Annotated in this window: 15 protein-coding genes; 4 read left to right on the forward strand and 11 right to left on the reverse strand. The window is 61.1% G+C overall.

The features are described from left to right. Nucleotides 1-23 precede the first annotated feature (23 nt). From ACQ66J_RS06945 to ACQ66J_RS06970, 6 genes are all read right to left on the reverse strand, one after another. A complete protein-coding gene (locus tag ACQ66J_RS06945; RefSeq protein WP_430431032.1) occupies nucleotides 24-1,538 on the reverse strand; it encodes a serine hydrolase domain-containing protein in 1,515 nt (504 codons plus the stop codon). A 104-nt stretch (nucleotides 1,539-1,642) separates the two neighbouring features. Then, nucleotides 1,643-3,247 carry an ankyrin repeat domain-containing protein gene (locus ACQ66J_RS06950; RefSeq protein ID WP_430431033.1) on the reverse strand — a complete coding sequence of 535 codons (1,605 nt, stop codon included), beginning with the start codon at nucleotides 3,245-3,247 and terminating at the stop codon, nucleotides 1,643-1,645. After that, nucleotides 3,244-3,642: a BlaI/MecI/CopY family transcriptional regulator gene (locus ACQ66J_RS06955; RefSeq protein ID WP_430431034.1), complete on the reverse strand. Its 399-nt coding sequence runs from the start codon at nucleotides 3,640-3,642 to the stop codon at nucleotides 3,244-3,246. The genes ACQ66J_RS06950 and ACQ66J_RS06955 overlap by 4 nt, the downstream gene beginning before the upstream one ends. A gap of 94 nt (nucleotides 3,643-3,736) precedes the next feature. Then, nucleotides 3,737-4,339: a Smr/MutS family protein gene (locus tag ACQ66J_RS06960; protein ID WP_430431035.1), complete on the reverse strand. Its 603-nt coding sequence runs from the start codon at nucleotides 4,337-4,339 to the stop codon at nucleotides 3,737-3,739. Next, nucleotides 4,339-5,610, reverse strand: coding sequence for a murein transglycosylase A (gene mltA, locus ACQ66J_RS06965; RefSeq protein WP_430431036.1), 1,272 nt, complete (start codon nucleotides 5,608-5,610; stop codon nucleotides 4,339-4,341). The genes ACQ66J_RS06960 and mltA overlap by 1 nt, the downstream gene beginning before the upstream one ends. Continuing rightward, nucleotides 5,555-6,214: a Tim44/TimA family putative adaptor protein gene (locus tag ACQ66J_RS06970; protein ID WP_430431037.1), complete on the reverse strand. Its 660-nt coding sequence runs from the start codon at nucleotides 6,212-6,214 to the stop codon at nucleotides 5,555-5,557. The genes mltA and ACQ66J_RS06970 overlap by 56 nt, the downstream gene beginning before the upstream one ends. 183 nt (nucleotides 6,215-6,397) lie before the next feature. On the opposite strand from ACQ66J_RS06970, the gene secB reads away from it, so the two are divergent. Further along, on the forward strand, nucleotides 6,398-6,901 hold the full coding sequence (secB, locus tag ACQ66J_RS06975; protein ID WP_375547832.1) for a protein-export chaperone SecB: 504 nt from the start codon (nucleotides 6,398-6,400) through the stop codon (nucleotides 6,899-6,901). Between the two features lie 9 nt (nucleotides 6,902-6,910). Here the strand turns inward: secB and dnaQ are convergent, their stop codons facing one another. The 5 genes from dnaQ to ACQ66J_RS07000 are packed head-to-tail and all read right to left on the reverse strand — an operon-like array spanning nucleotide 6,911 to nucleotide 10,475. Continuing rightward, nucleotides 6,911-7,624: a DNA polymerase III subunit epsilon gene (gene dnaQ / locus ACQ66J_RS06980; protein WP_430431038.1), complete on the reverse strand. Its 714-nt coding sequence runs from the start codon at nucleotides 7,622-7,624 to the stop codon at nucleotides 6,911-6,913. Then, nucleotides 7,621-8,226 carry a dephospho-CoA kinase gene (gene coaE, locus ACQ66J_RS06985; RefSeq protein ID WP_430431039.1) on the reverse strand — a complete coding sequence of 202 codons (606 nt, stop codon included), beginning with the start codon at nucleotides 8,224-8,226 and terminating at the stop codon, nucleotides 7,621-7,623. Before coaE ends, dnaQ begins: the two co-directional genes overlap by 4 nt. Further along, complete coding sequence (gene aroE / locus ACQ66J_RS06990) at nucleotides 8,223-9,047, reverse strand: shikimate dehydrogenase (protein ID WP_430431040.1); 825 nt, start codon at nucleotides 9,045-9,047, stop codon at nucleotides 8,223-8,225. Before aroE ends, coaE begins: the two co-directional genes overlap by 4 nt. Beyond that, nucleotides 9,047-9,631, reverse strand: a complete 585-nt coding sequence (locus ACQ66J_RS06995) for a Maf family protein (RefSeq protein WP_430431041.1) — start codon at nucleotides 9,629-9,631, stop codon at nucleotides 9,047-9,049. The genes aroE and ACQ66J_RS06995 overlap by 1 nt, the downstream gene beginning before the upstream one ends. Nucleotides 9,632-9,641: 10 nt before the next feature. Continuing rightward, nucleotides 9,642-10,475: a pyruvate, water dikinase regulatory protein gene (locus ACQ66J_RS07000; protein WP_375547827.1), complete on the reverse strand. Its 834-nt coding sequence runs from the start codon at nucleotides 10,473-10,475 to the stop codon at nucleotides 9,642-9,644. Between the two features lie 492 nt (nucleotides 10,476-10,967). Here ACQ66J_RS07000 and hemE point away from each other — a divergent pair, with 492 nt between their 5' ends. From hemE to hemJ, 3 genes are read left to right on the forward strand one after another with little or no spacing between them, the layout of a single operon-like run. Continuing rightward, complete coding sequence (gene hemE / locus ACQ66J_RS07005; RefSeq protein WP_430431042.1) at nucleotides 10,968-12,005, forward strand: uroporphyrinogen decarboxylase; 1,038 nt, start codon at nucleotides 10,968-10,970, stop codon at nucleotides 12,003-12,005. A gap of 39 nt (nucleotides 12,006-12,044) precedes the next feature. Then, entirely contained in the window at nucleotides 12,045-13,103 is a 1,059-nt protein-coding gene (hemH, locus tag ACQ66J_RS07010) for a ferrochelatase (RefSeq protein WP_430431043.1), read from the forward strand. After that, a complete protein-coding gene (hemJ, locus tag ACQ66J_RS07015; RefSeq protein ID WP_375547824.1) occupies nucleotides 13,103-13,555 on the forward strand; it encodes a protoporphyrinogen oxidase HemJ in 453 nt (150 codons plus the stop codon). The genes hemH and hemJ overlap by 1 nt, the downstream gene beginning before the upstream one ends. The last annotated feature ends 99 nt before the right edge of the window (nucleotides 13,556-13,654 follow it).

Here is a 13,654-nt window from a genome sequence, read left to right on the forward strand (position 1 = left end):
CCGGCGCCGGCCGAAGCCGCACGCTATGAAGCGGGGAGATACACCGTCTCAGCTGACGCCATAAAAGCCCTGACTGAGGTGATCTGTGCAAGTGAATTTCTGTTGAACTTCAGCTCAAACGCGCGTGATCTTAGTGAAAAATCAGTAATGTAGAACCGGTCCGGAGCGATAGGGACCAATCGTGCCCCTGATTGGCCGCCATTATAGCTCGCCATCAGCGCGCCGTTTTCGCGGTAGATTGTGAGGTCGGATGTGAAGGGCGGTCGCGCCATTTGCATCTGCAGATCCGCCGGAAAATTCGGGTCGAGCGCATAAACGCCTTCATAGCGCGCCATCTGGGCGTCACTCAGAACCAGAGGCGGGATGTCGAGCACAGGATTAACGGTCCATCCCATCACATCATTCATCGCATTGCGGATCTCCACGGCCAAATCATTGCCGTTCGCGCCATTGGTCAGAACCACCAGCCCGTCACCGGTTCCCAGATGGCCCTCCATCCAGGCGCGATAGGAATTATTGGCGCCGCCATGGTGAAACAGGAACCCGTCGCCCCGGCCTTCCAGTCTGGGTCCCAGACCGTGTTCGGACGGCGCGACGGGAGTCATGATCTCCTGGCCCATGGTCGGATGCAGATACGGGCTCTGTCCGCGATAGGCGTTGATCATCTCCGCCGTCATCCGGCCCAGATCATTGGCGCTGGTCCACAAGCCTGACGCCGCCATTTCGGGAAAGGCCTCATAGCCTCGCGGCAGCGCCGTCGGGGCGCCATCTCGATCATGGGCCTTGGCGATGTTCGCATGATCTTCCGGCAAGGGATTGGCGAAGCTGGACCGGGTCATGTCCAGAGGATCAAACAAGATCCGCTGCGCAGCGTCTTCAAAGGACGCACCCGACACCTGAGCCACCAGACCTTCAAGCAAGGTGTAGCCGCCCCCTGAATAACGATAGCTCATCCCCGGACGCGCCTCTACGCGCAGCGGATCATGTTTGGCCGGCGCTTGTCCGTTCAGGGTCTGCGCGCGGGTGGGCAACGCCTCGCCCGGCATGAAATCCGGAAAGCCATGCAGGTTCAGCCCCCCGGTATGCGACAGCAGCATGCGCACCGTCAGCGGCGAATCTGCGTAGGGCGAGCCCGCTTCAGGCGACCAATAGGGCAAAGCCTGTCTGATATCGGCATCAAGCTCCATCAGGCCGGACTGCACCAGATTCACAGTCATCATCGCCGTGGCCATTTTGCTGACCGATCCAGCCGAAAAAACCGTATCGGCGGTCACTGGCTGATCGGAACCCGACTGCAGCACGCCAAAGCCCTGCGCATAGATCACTTCGCCACCCTCGATTACGGCGACCGCAACGCCCGGCACGCCGTAATGCGCCATGCGATCTTCCAAGGTGTGACGCTCGACCTGACCGTCATAGGAAAACCGGCCGCGCAACTGATCTGTGAACGCGTCAGGGTCAGCACGCTGAGTGATCGCGGATGCGGGCTGGCAGGCCGACAGGATCGGCGTGCTGGCCATCATAACAGCGCCAATCATCAGAGCGCTCACAGCAGGGGTCGTGTGGAATCCAGGCATAGGGGTCTCCTTTCCATCAATCGACGGATCACCGGAAGGGTTGTTTTTACTGTTCTAAAAGGGGGTTAGTTCGTTTGTGGCGGTTGATGCCTTGCACCGCGGGCCACAAGCCAATCTCTCATGTCAGCTTGTCCATATCGCTCGGCTTCGCTGAGCGGGGACCGATACGGTCCGCCAAAATCACCCGGCGCCGCTGGAACGGTCAGCGACACATCCGCACCCGCACTCACCAGCAATTGCGCCGCGTCGATCTGTCCGGCCGCCGCTGCGTTGATCAGCGGCGTTTCATCCGCCAGGACATAGCCGTTCGGATCAGCGCCTGCGAGCAGGAGCCGGGAGATCACTTCAGAATACCCGCCCCGAGCAGCATTGGTGAGCGGGGAGCCGTTCCGGGGCGAAGCCAGATCGACTTGCGCGCCTGCTTCCAGAAGCAGATCCACCACATCAAGGCTGCCGGCGCGGGCCGCAGTGATCAGCGCCGTTCCGGACTGGCGCGTCACAAGGTCGGGCTCTGCGCCCGCCTCCAGCAGCAAGGCGACCATTGCGGCGTCGCTGCGGCGACTGGCTTCAATCAGGGCCGTGCCGTCACTCGGCCAGATACGGTTCACGTCGGCGCCCCGTTCAAGCCGCGTTTCAACAGCTTGGATCTCGCCCTGACGCACGGCCTGGATGAGCTGCGATTGAAGAAAGTCCATCGCGCCCACGCGGGGGGTGAACAGGATCGCCAGCGTAACCAGGACCGGCAGAGCGATCATGATGTTCAGGAAGCTCCGGCGCACGGAACCCACGCGCACTTGGGTCAAAGCGTTCACACGAAACCTCAATTCTGATTTGCGCGGCGGTTGAGCCGCCAGGGTCAAAGGACGCGCCAATACCGCTTTCTGCGCCGCGTCCAGCAGGGCGTGCGCCAGCACCAGCGGTTTGCCCTGTGTGCGCACAGCGGCTTCATCGCACAGCGCTTCGCGCATGCTGCGCACCTGGCGGTTCAAATGGTGCACGCCCGGCGCCCACCAGAACACGCCGGCAATAAGGCGTTGAGCGAGCCCGGTCAGGGCGTCATGACGACGGATATGCGCGATCTCATGCTCGAGCACGGCTTCTCCGGCCTCATCAAAGCGGAAAGCTTCAGGGATCAAGACCACCGGCCGCACGAAACCCGCAACCATGGGAGAAAGCACGTCTGCGCTCTCGCGCAAGGCCACCCGACGCGACAGGGCGAGACCGGTCGTTACGGGCGTTGCGCGGGTGGTCAGCCGGTTCAGACTCCACAGATCGCGCGCCAGGCCCAGGCTCGCCCAGACCAGACCGATCATCCACACAAAGACCAGCACAAAGGCGAGGCCTGTCAGGATGTGAGACAGACTCAGACCGGGATCATGGGGGACCAGATCCGTCACAGGCAGGGCGGCGAGCGTGTCAGGCGCGATCACGGCCACGGGATCCGCTGCGCTGCTGCTGACGCCAAAACCCTCAATGGCGGCTTTTTGTCGGGCCGGCATGAGCGCGACCAGACAGATAACCGGCAGGCTGAAGACCGCCGCGAGCGCCAGATCATGACGCTCCCGGATGCGTGTAGGCGGCGCAATCCGGTCAAGTATGAGCGCGACCAGACTCAAGACGCTCGACGCGATCAGCACGAAGAGGGCGGACTGGAAGAGCGCGACAATCATGCCCCGCCGCCTTTCTCCTCGCTCTGCTTGAGCACTTCAGCGCGCAGAGCGTCGATGTCCTCAAGCGTCAGGGCTTCATCCTCGATCAGCTGCTGGGCCAGACGCTGAGGCGAGCCGCCAAAGAAGGATTTCAGCACAGAACCCAGCGCAGAGCGTTGCGCCCCCTCCTGAGACAAGGCCGGCGCGTAGATATGCGCCCGGCCCTCCTTGCGGAAACTGACATAGCCTTTGTCCGCCATGATGCGGACCGTGGTCAGCACGGTCGTGTAGGCGAGGCCGTAAGCAGGCTCCAAAGCGTCCGTCAGCTCACGCACGCTGGCTTCGCCACGCGTCCATAAGACACTCATGATGCGGTGTTCGGCTTCGGTCAGGGTCGGGGAGGCGGTTCGAGCCATCTACGTATTCCTTAGTTTCAAGTGTTATCTCACAGCATTGCGAGGCAATCAACTAAAAACTTAGTTTATTATGAAGTGGCTGATTTATATCTGTTTATGAGGCCCGGAGCATCACATAGAACGCCCCTGATCCACCGTGTTTACGGTTCGCTTCGGCATAACCGGACGCCAGCTGGGCGAAGTCTGGATCACGCATCCACTGGGTGAAGGAGCGGCGCAAAACGCCCGGCAGGGCGCGCTCTTCAGGGTCCCAGGGTTGGAACCGGCGGTCATCGAGCGCCCGGGCGCCGGCGCCCTTGCCGGTGATCACCAGCACCGTCCGAAAGCCCTTGCCGCGGCTGCGATGCAAAAACGCCAGCAGGGCGTGGCGCGCGCTGGCGGTGGTCATGCCATGAAGATCAAGACGCGCCTCGACCTCCACCTGACCGCGGCGCACTTTCTTTTCCGGCGTTCGGTCCACAGGGGTGCGCCTCGCGGGACGCTGCGCCATTTCCCGCATGAGATCGCGCTGCAAGGCGCCAGATTTTACAGGCTCGACCTGAGGGATGGGTAGGGCGCTGGGCTTGGGCGGTTCGATATCCTCGCGCTCAAGCCGTTTCAGACGCTCTGCATCCAGCGGCTTCACCCCGCGCGCAAACCGGGTCCAGAGCTCACGCTCTTCGGGCTTGAGCCCACGTGGCGTGCGACGCTTGGCCATCAGCGCACCTGTCGCGCCGCCAGCTCATTGGGCAACAACAACGTCCAGCGGGCGTTCGGATCATTCTGCCGCCCGGCGCGTTCGCCCGCTTCATAGCCCCAGCCGAAAAACAGATCCCCCCGAACCGGACCCAGAATGGCGCCGCCAGCATCCTGAGTGATCACAAGCCCCGACCAGTTCGGCGCGCCATGAAGCCGGGCATTCACGACCACCGGCACGCCCCAGGCGTGATGGGCCGCATCCACCGCAATCGACGCCATGGGAGTCAGAGGCGCGCCTTGCGCGCCGATCGGGCCTTCGGTGTGGTCATCAAGACTATCGAGGGTGAAAAACACATAGCGCGGATTTTCATCAAATAGCGGACGCCAGGATTGCGGCCCGCGCAGGCGCAGCCAGTTCTCGATATCTTGTTTGGAGGCGTTGTGTTCGGACAATTCGCCGCGATCAATCAAGATACGCCCGATGGACACATAGGGTCGGCCATTATGCGCCGCGAAACGCACGCGCGCTTCCGAGCCGTCTGGATAGTGCAGCCGGCCCGAGCCTTGAATTTGCAGGAAAAAGACATCAATCGGACGGCCCCAGGCCAATGGCACGCCCAGATTTTGCGCTTCGATCTCGGCGCGCGACTGATAGGGCACAAATTCGCGATCCGCCGCCCGGCCCACAACCCGGCGACCTTCGAGCCCGGCGATGAACTGGCCCAGATCGCCGGTGAGCAAATCGCTGGGCAGCCCCCGGATCGCCATGGAAAACTCCGGCGTCGGCGCGGCGCTGACCTCGACCACCGGCTCGTAATACCCCGTCAGTCGGCCTGCGCCGTTCAGTTCGACAGGGGTAAAGCTGCGCTCAAAGAAGGCGCGGGCGCTGTCTGCATCCGGCTGCATGGGCGCCAGCATCGCCGCCTGCAGGCAGACCGACCGCCAATCGCCTGCAGAACCGGCATAGCTCACACGCGGGTTCATCGGATCGCGATCCGGCCGGTCTTCGATGCGCTCGCACGACCGCACAAACGCAGAGAGCGCGGCCTGCGCGTCCACGCTGCGCCAGCCCTCAACACTTGAAAACGGCACGGGATGGAGGGCGACGGAGCTGACCGCCGGGCGTGGCGGAAATCCGCCAGGCGTCGCGGGCTGGCCCGGCTGAGCCGGGACAGGCGCACTGGGTCCGCTGGAACAGGCGGCCAGAAAGAGCAGGGCCAGAAGCCCGGCGAGCTTAAGCGGGCTTGACCCCGGACAGGCGCCAGTTGGGGTTGTCGTTCGTGACGTCACGCTCAAAGCTCCAGATCTCATCGACCGTTTTCAATGTAGTGAGGTCGCCCTCCACCACATCTCCTTGAGCATTGCGGGTTACACTGGCGAGCTCGGCGGAGAAGGCGATCTTCACCTTGGCCCGATTATCGTTAAGAGAGGCTTCAGAAATCTCGGCGGATTTGATCCGGTCGATCTCTGTGGTCATTGTCAGCGACTGGTCTTCGCGCGCCGAGATCGCCTGATCATAGGCTTTCATGACACGCTCAGACAAAAGCGGCTGAAGCGCCTCGCGATCGCCTTTGGCGTAGGCCGTGACAATCATTTCATAGGCTGCTTTGGCGCCTTTGGTGAATTCCTTGGGGTCAAAGCTGGGATCATGCTGGGCGATCGCGGTCAGGCCCTCGCCTGCGGGGCCGGAAAAGCTGGCGGCGAAGGGTGTGTCTTCCTGGGGTGGGCGCATGGAGGGCGGAGACGGCATGGCGCCGGCGGCTTCGGCCCGCTCGCGCTGTTCGCGTTCCACATCCTCCGCCGTGCGGCCTGACGGCTTGCCCAGCACCATGTACAGGCGCACGCCCAGAAACACGGCCAGGCCAGCAAAAAACAGGATTTGAAGAATGTCCATAAGGGGCGCTCGCGCAGGTTTGAATGCGGTGTGGTCCAGATATAGGGGCTATGACCGTCCGCGTCACGCGGGGGGTTGAGCTTGCCGCACACGCGCGCGCATGCTACGCGCCCCGCTTCACCTTAGTCTGTTACGGGATTGCGCAGTCTGTGCGGTTCCGATCAAAACCTGAGTAGACTCATCATGACCGACGCGCCCGCTACGCCGCAAGGCGGCGAACAGCCGATGCCTCCCGCCATCCGTGTGGCGGGACAGTATGTCAAAGACCTGTCGTTTGAAAATCCTGGCGCGCCCGAAAGCCTGCGCGGCGCCGGACAGCCCAATATTGATCTGAGCGTCGACGTTCAGGCTCGCGATATGGGCGGCGACATGTTCGAGGTCGAGCTGATCATCGGCGCCCGCGCCCAGCGCGACTCAAACCCCGTCTTCATCGTCGAGCTGACCTATGCCGGCCTGTTCCAGATCCAGAATGTGGACGCGCAAGCGCGTGAAGCCTTCTTGTTGATCGAATGCCCGCGTCTGATTTTCCCCTTTGCGCGCCGCGTCCTGTCTGACGCCACCCGCGATGGCGGCTTCCCGCCGCTGATGCTGGAGCCGGTGGATTTCGCGGCGCTGTATCGCCAGCAAATGGCCAAACGCGCCCAGGCGCAGCAAGGCGCCCCGGCGACCCCGCCGGCCGACGCCTAAGACCAAGCCTTATTCTGCTGGGGCGTCCGCCTTGAGCAGACCCAAAGACTGCCAGAGCGGGTCGTCCATCTCCGAGATAAACTCGGCGTGGGCGGCCCGTTCTTGTTCAGAGACCAGGGATTTGAGCGATTTCGGCCGGGGCGCGCGCACGGGATAGACCACTTTGCCGTCTCCGCCTTCAGACCCTGAAAAGCTCAAGCTTTGCTCCCGCCCGCCATTGAGCTCGAGATACACCTCGGCCAGCAGATAGGAGTCGATCAGCGCCCCGTGCTTGGTGCGGCTGTCGAGGGACACGTCAAAGCGTTTGCACAAGGCGTCGAGACTGGCCGGCGAGCCAGGATACTTCGCCCGCGCCATGGCGGCGGTGTCGATGAAGCGTGATTTGGGGATGATCGGCCGGGCGCAACGCTCCAGCTCCATATTGATGAAGCCCATGTCGAACATGGCGTTATGCGCCACCAGCGTTGAGTCCTCTATAAACTCGAGGAACTGATCGACGATCTGGATGAAGACCGGCTCGTCTTTCAGCATTTCACGCGTATGACCGGTCACGGCGGTGACCTCGGCGGGAATGTCGCGCTCGGGGTTGATCAGAATGCGCAGATCCTTGCCGGTCGGGATGAGATCGATCACCTCCACACAGCCCAGCTCGGTGATCCGGTCGCCGCCCCTGGGGTCCAGACCCGTGGTCTCGGTATCAAAAATGATCTCGCGCTTGCTCATGACGCATCCCCATCCGTTTTGAGCTGATCCAGCAGCGCGCGCACCTGATCGCGTGCAAACTCAACGCCTTGGCTGGTGTCGATCACATGGTCGGCGCGGGCGCGTTTTTCCGCATCCGGCGTCTGCCGCGCCAGAATGGCTTCAAACTTGTCCACGCTCATGCCCTCGCGCGCCAGCACCCGATCACGTTGAACCGCTTCGGGCGCCGAGACCACCACCACATGATGAACCTGATCATGCTGGCCGGTTTCAAACAATAACGGCACGTCGAGCACCACGATTTCAGCGCCAGACTGTTCCGCCTTGTGGAAAAACCGGCGACGCGACGCGCCCACCAGCGGGTGGACGATCGCATTCAGCGTTTCAAACTTCGCCGGATCCGCTTGTAAAGCAGCGCTCAGCTTGTCGCGGTCCACCCCGGCGCTTTCCGACGTGCAGCCCGGAAATGCATGTTCGATCAAGGGGACCGCTTCACCACCCGGCAGATACATCTGCGCGACTGCCGCGTCTGCATCAAACACCGGCACGCCTTCCTCCGCGAACAGGGCCGCGGTGGTGGATTTGCCCATGCCGATGGATCCGGTGAGGCCCAGAACAATCATGCGCGGTGCTCCAACGCCGCCAGCAGGGCCGTCCGTACGCCCTCATGTTCGGGAGCCGGGGCGCCGAAAAACGCTTCAAACGCCGGGCGCGCCTGCCCCACCAGCATGATGAGGCCATCCGCCGTGCGCCGACCCAGCTGCTCCGCCTGCGCCAGAAGCTCAGTCTTCAAAGGCGCATAGACCATGTCAAACACCAGCGCGTCGCTGGCGGTGCCGGACAGATCTACCGAGAGCGACGGCTGGCCGGTCATGCCCAAAGACGTGGCGTTGATGACAAGGCTCGCGCCGTCAAACGCGGCGGCCTCGTCCAGCGCATAGATCTCCGCTTTCAGGCCAAAATCCTGCGCCAGCGCCTTCGCGCGATCCGCTGTGCGGTTGAGAATACGAATCTCGCGATCCTGATCCTTGAGATGATACAGCGCCGCGCGGGCCGCCCCGCCCGCACCGATGAGCACGGCGGGTCCTGACCCTGAATCTGATTCAAGTGCGCGGGCGATCCCGACATGATCCGTGTTGTCCGCCTCGATCCGCCCTTGACGCCAGATCAGCACATTCGCGGCCCCGATGCCGCGCGCTGCGTCACTGGCCTGATCAGCTGCGCCTAAAGCCGCCTCTTTATGCGGGACGGTGACGTTGACGCCCACAAGGCCTGCATGAAACCGCGCGCGGACCGCTTGGGCAAACGCGTCAGGCTCACATTCAATGATCACATAATCGCCAGGCTGACCCGTCTCATCGAGCCAGGTCTTCATGATCAGGGGCGACAGCGAATGCTCCACCGGCCATCCCACCACCGCAGCCTTGGGCCAATCGCTCGCCATTATTGAGCCAACACGCCTTCATGACGCAGCGCGTCCAGAACCGGGAGGAGCGACAGACCGAGAATGGCGAAGTAATCACCCTCGGTGCGCTCAAACAATTGCGCGCCCAGCCCTTCATAGGCGTAGCAGCCCACGCCCTTGGTCAGAATATCTCCAGCGTGTTCAAGGTAATATGCGAGAAATTCATCGGAAAAATACCGCATCACCAGAGTTGATGTCGCCTTATGCCGCCAGACGATCTCTTCATCGCGCGCCAAGGCGATCCCGCCCTGAAGATAATGCACGCCGCCGCGCAGCTGGCGCAGCCGGGCTTCGGCCTCTTCAATCGAACGCGCCTTGTCATACGCAGCGCCTTCGAACTCGAGCACCTGATCAGAGCCCAGCACCAGCGCGCCGGGACGCCGTTTGGACACTTCCAGCGCCTTGAGCTCGGCCAGTTTCAGCGCCAAAGCCGCCGGATCACCCTGAAAGCTGTCCTTGACCGCGCCTTCATCAACGTCAGCGGGATCAATCTCAAAGCTGAGCTGGGCGTTTTCCAGAATGGCGCGACGCGACGCCGAGCCGGATGCGAGAATAAAGCTCATAAAGAAGGCCTCAGAATTTGGCTTTATGGTCGTTAAGAAGGTTGAGAACCTTCGCGGCGGTCTCTTCGATCGAGCGACGGGTGACGTCAATCGATGGCCAGTTATAGCGCGCAAACAGGCGCTTGGCGTGAATGACCTCTTCTTTCACCGTCTCCTCGTCCACATAATCGGTTGAGCGATCTTCTTTCAGATTCAGCAGGCGATTACGGCGGATCTGAATGATACGCTCAGGCGAGGCGGTGAGCCCTACGATGAGCGGCTTTTTCAGGCGATACAGGATTTCAGGCAAAGGTGCGCCCGGCACCAACGGAATATTGGCGGTGCGTACGCCGCGATGACCCAGATAAATGCTGGTGGGTGTTTTCGAGGTCCGCGACACCCCGAGCAAGATCACGTCTGCGCTGGCCAGATCATCACCCTGACCATCGTCATGGGCCATGGAATAATTCATCGCCTCGATCCGGCGATAATAATCCGCATCCAGCACCCGCTGGGCGCCCGCCTTGCCCTGAACCGGCGCGCCCAGATAGCTCGACATGGTCGCCTGAATGGGGTCGAGCACCGCCAATGCCGGCATGCCCAGGGAAGCGCAGGCATCTTCCAGATCCCGTCGCAGATCGGCGTTCACCAGAGTGAACATGACAATGCCGGGGAAAGCCTGAATATGCTCCAGCGCCCGCTCCAGCTGTCGCGGCGACCGCACAAGAGCGAACAAATGTTCGATGGGCCGCACATTCTGGAATTGCGCCACCGAGGCGCGCATGACCTCCATCAGGGTTTCCCCTGTAGAATCGGAGATCATATGAACGTGGAAATAGATTCCGATATCGCCGGACCGGGCCATGTGCGGCTCCTCAACAGACTTCATCCCCCATCGGTAGCTTGATGCGGGCAGGCTGTGAATAACCCTGTCTGCTTGTCCACGGCTTCAAGGCGTTTGGGGACAAGACAGAGCGCATTGCTCAACGGCGCCCAATTGGCGCCCAGACATTCACAGCTGAGCATAAACAGATCAGACACGCGTTGCGATCTGTCGATAATTACCTGAGTCCGAGAACAGGGTTTCCAGCCCTCCACACCCACACATGCGCATAGGGCAATGTTAACCAAGGTAAAAAATGCGTTAACGTCTCATTTTGATACAAAAGTCTGACCGTGGATGACCGCTGCTCACACCCTGTGGATAGCTGGCGCCAGCGGTGAAGCGTCGCACTTATCCACGTTATGGGCGCCTCTACTATCACCCCCTCTTTTAATTCAATTTAAAAGAAAGGTATGACCGGGTCTGACCTGACCGGGGATAAGTCTCAAACCTCGGCGCTGAAGAGAGCTATCGATGACTGACAAGAACCAGCCTTTCCTGCGCGCCCTGGCCGGCGAAACCGTCTCGCCCCCACCGATCTGGCTGATGCGTCAGGCAGGACGCTATCTGCCCGAATATCGCGAAGTCCGCGCCGGGCAGCCGGATTTCATCAATTTCTGTCTGAACCCTGACGCCGCCGCTGAAGTCACCTTGCAGCCCATTCGCCGCTATGGTTTTGACGCCTCCATCGTGTTCGCAGACATTTTGCTGATCCCTTACGGGCTCGGGCAAAAAGTCTGGTTTGAAAAAGGCGAAGGGCCGAAACTGGAACCGCTGGCGCTTGAAGATATCGGTTTGCTGTCTGTCGAAAGAGCGACCGAGGTTCTAAGCCCTGTCAGCGAGACCATCCGCAAGGTCCGTGCGGGCCTTCCTGACACCTGCTCCCTGATCGGCTTTGCCGGATCGCCCTGGACGGTCGCCACCTATATGATCGAGGGCGGCGGCTCAAAAGACCGGTTCAAGGCCCGCACCCTCGCCTGGAGCCAGCCCGCCGCGTTTGACGCCTTGATGGATCTTTTGGCGGAAGCGAGCGCGCACTATCTCAAAGCGCAGGCCGATGCAGGCGCAAACGCGCTGAAACTCTTTGATTCCTGGGCGGAGGGCTTGCCCGATCCCCTGTTTGACCGGGTGATCATCCGTCCCACCAAGCTGATCATTGATCGATTGCGTGAGATGGGCGTGGATCTGCCGGTGATCGGTTTTCCGCGTGGCGCCGGTCCGCAAGCGATCCGCTATGCGCGTGAAACCGGCGTGCAATGCCTGGCGCTGGATCATGGCGTGGATACGGGCTGGGCGCGCGAGGCGTTCCCGAAGGATCTCGTCTTGCAAGGCCAGCTGGACCCGGCGGTGCTGCGCGCGGGCGGCGCCATGCTGGATTCAGAGATTGATCGCCTCCTTTCCGCGTGGTCGGGTCGGCCCTATGTGTTCAATCTCGGACACGGCATTCATCTCGAAACGCCGCCTGAAAACGTCACCCGACTGATTGAGCGGGTGCGCAATTTCAAGGCTTAAGCCTTTCTGGCGGCGTTGATTTCAGACAGGAGTAAGGTCATGGCGCGGCGTATTGCAGTGGTGCTGTTCAATCTGGGCGGCCCGGACAAGCCCGAGAATGTGCGGCCCTTCCTGCGCAATCTGTTCCGAGATCCCGCGATCATCGGCGCGCCTGGCCTGATCCGTGAAGCCCTGGCCTGGTTCATCTCCACCACCAGGACCAAGGAAGCGACGGAAAACTACGCCAAGATGGGCGGTGGATCGCCCATCGTGCCGGAAAGCCAGAAACAGGCGACCGCTCTCACCGCCGCCTTGCATGAGCATCTCAATGAAGACGATGAGGTGCGCTGTTTCCTCTCCATGCGGTACTGGCATCCCTTTGTTGCGGAATCCGTTGAGGCGGTGAAAGCCTATGACCCTGATGAAATTGTTCTTTTGCCGCTCTACCCGCAGTTTTCCACGACCACGACCGGCTCATCGCTGAAAGCGTGGAAGGATGCGGGCGGCCCTGAGGCGCGGGCGATCTGCTGTTATCCTGAAGAAGCCGATTTCATCACCGCTCACGCCAAGCTGATCGAAGAGGCCTGGGAGGCGGCCGGCAAGCCTGACGATACGCGGGTGCTGTATTCAGCGCATGGCCTGCCGGAAACCATCATCAAGAAGGGCGACAGCTATCAATGGCAGGTCGAGCAGACCGTGGCCCAGGTGAATGCGCGCCTGCCTGAACACCTGCAAAACCATGAGATCTGCTTTCAGTCCCGCGTTGGGCCGCTGAAATGGATCGGCCCGTCCACCGAAGAAGCGATCGAGCGCGCCTGCCAGGATGACAAGCACATTCTTCTGACCCCGATCGCTTTTGTGTCCGAGCATATCGAGACCTTGGTCGAGCTCGATGAAGAATACGCCGAGCTGGCTGAAGAGCATGGCGCTCGCGGTTATGACCGGGTGCCGGCGCTGGGGGACCAGCCCGATTTCATTGCGGCGCTGGCCAAGATTACGGTAGAAGCGCTTGAGGGTGATAAGGGTTTGAAACCGCCTCAGGGCAAACCGATCTGCCCGGGAAAGTTTGGACGCTGCCCGTGTCTTGAAGCGGGTCTGAAACAAGGTGAAGCGGCGTAATGGATTTCATTCTTCCAGGGTCCACCGGCTATCTGGTGATCAAGGCGCTGCATATCATTGCGGTGATCTTCTGGATGGCGGGCATGCTCTATTTGCCGCGTCTGTTCGTCTATCACCATCAGGCCCAGACGGCGGGGGAGCTGGAAGGCGCATTGCTGATCCAGGAACGTAATCTTCTGAAAATCATCCTCAATCCGGCTTTGATTGCGGTTTGGGTTTTGGCGATCATCATGATTGCGGCCAATCCGGGTTTGTTCAGCCAGGGCTGGTTTCATTTCAAGCTGTTGCTCGTTGTGTTGATGTCCGGCATTCACGGGTTTTATGCGGCGAGCGCCAAGAAATTCGCCAAGGGAGAGCGGCCACGCTCTGAAAAATTCTGGCGGATCATGAATGAAGGCCCGGCGATTCTGGTCATCATCATTGTGCTTCTGGCCGTCGTGAAGCCGTTCTGAGCCTGAAAAATCATTGACGTTGACCTTGGTTCGTGGCAGGGAAAGGTGACTCCTTAACAGGATCCCTCCTTTTGGCTTCGGGCCGCGCCAGCGTTTACG

Source organism: Oceanicaulis sp. (genome assembly GCF_965284345.1).
GTDB classification, from domain to species: Bacteria; Pseudomonadota; Alphaproteobacteria; order Caulobacterales; family Maricaulaceae; genus Oceanicaulis; species Oceanicaulis alexandrii_A.

Bases quoted from the DNA above. Each gene is read 5' to 3' on its own strand.
- coaE (WP_430431039.1), bottom strand. From the start codon at position 8,226: ATGATTGTTCTGGGCCTCACCGGATCCATCGGCATGGGCAAATCCACC.
- dnaQ (WP_430431038.1), bottom strand. From the start codon at position 7,624: ATGAGCAAGCGCGAGATCATTTTTGATACCGAGACCACGGGTCTGGAC.
- ACQ66J_RS06960 (WP_430431035.1), bottom strand. From the start codon at position 4,339: ATGGCCAAGCGTCGCACGCCACGTGGGCTCAAGCCCGAAGAGCGTGAG.
- ACQ66J_RS06995 (WP_430431041.1), bottom strand. From the start codon at position 9,631: ATGAGCTTTATTCTCGCATCCGGCTCGGCGTCGCGTCGCGCCATTCTG.
- ACQ66J_RS06950 (WP_430431033.1), bottom strand. From the start codon at position 3,247: ATGATTGTCGCGCTCTTCCAGTCCGCCCTCTTCGTGCTGATCGCGTCG.
- hemE (WP_430431042.1), top strand. From the start codon at position 10,968: ATGACTGACAAGAACCAGCCTTTCCTGCGCGCCCTGGCCGGCGAAACC.
- secB (WP_375547832.1), top strand. From the start codon at position 6,398: ATGACCGACGCGCCCGCTACGCCGCAAGGCGGCGAACAGCCGATGCCT.
- ACQ66J_RS06955 (WP_430431034.1), bottom strand. From the start codon at position 3,642: ATGGCTCGAACCGCCTCCCCGACCCTGACCGAAGCCGAACACCGCATC.
- ACQ66J_RS06970 (WP_430431037.1), bottom strand. From the start codon at position 6,214: ATGGACATTCTTCAAATCCTGTTTTTTGCTGGCCTGGCCGTGTTTCTG.
- ACQ66J_RS06945 (WP_430431032.1), bottom strand. From the start codon at position 1,538: ATGATTGGCGCTGTTATGATGGCCAGCACGCCGATCCTGTCGGCCTGC.
- hemJ (WP_375547824.1), top strand. From the start codon at position 13,103: ATGGATTTCATTCTTCCAGGGTCCACCGGCTATCTGGTGATCAAGGCG.
- hemH (WP_430431043.1), top strand. From the start codon at position 12,045: ATGGCGCGGCGTATTGCAGTGGTGCTGTTCAATCTGGGCGGCCCGGAC.
- ACQ66J_RS07000 (WP_375547827.1), bottom strand. From the start codon at position 10,475: ATGGCCCGGTCCGGCGATATCGGAATCTATTTCCACGTTCATATGATC.
- aroE (WP_430431040.1), bottom strand. From the start codon at position 9,047: ATGGCGAGCGATTGGCCCAAGGCTGCGGTGGTGGGATGGCCGGTGGAG.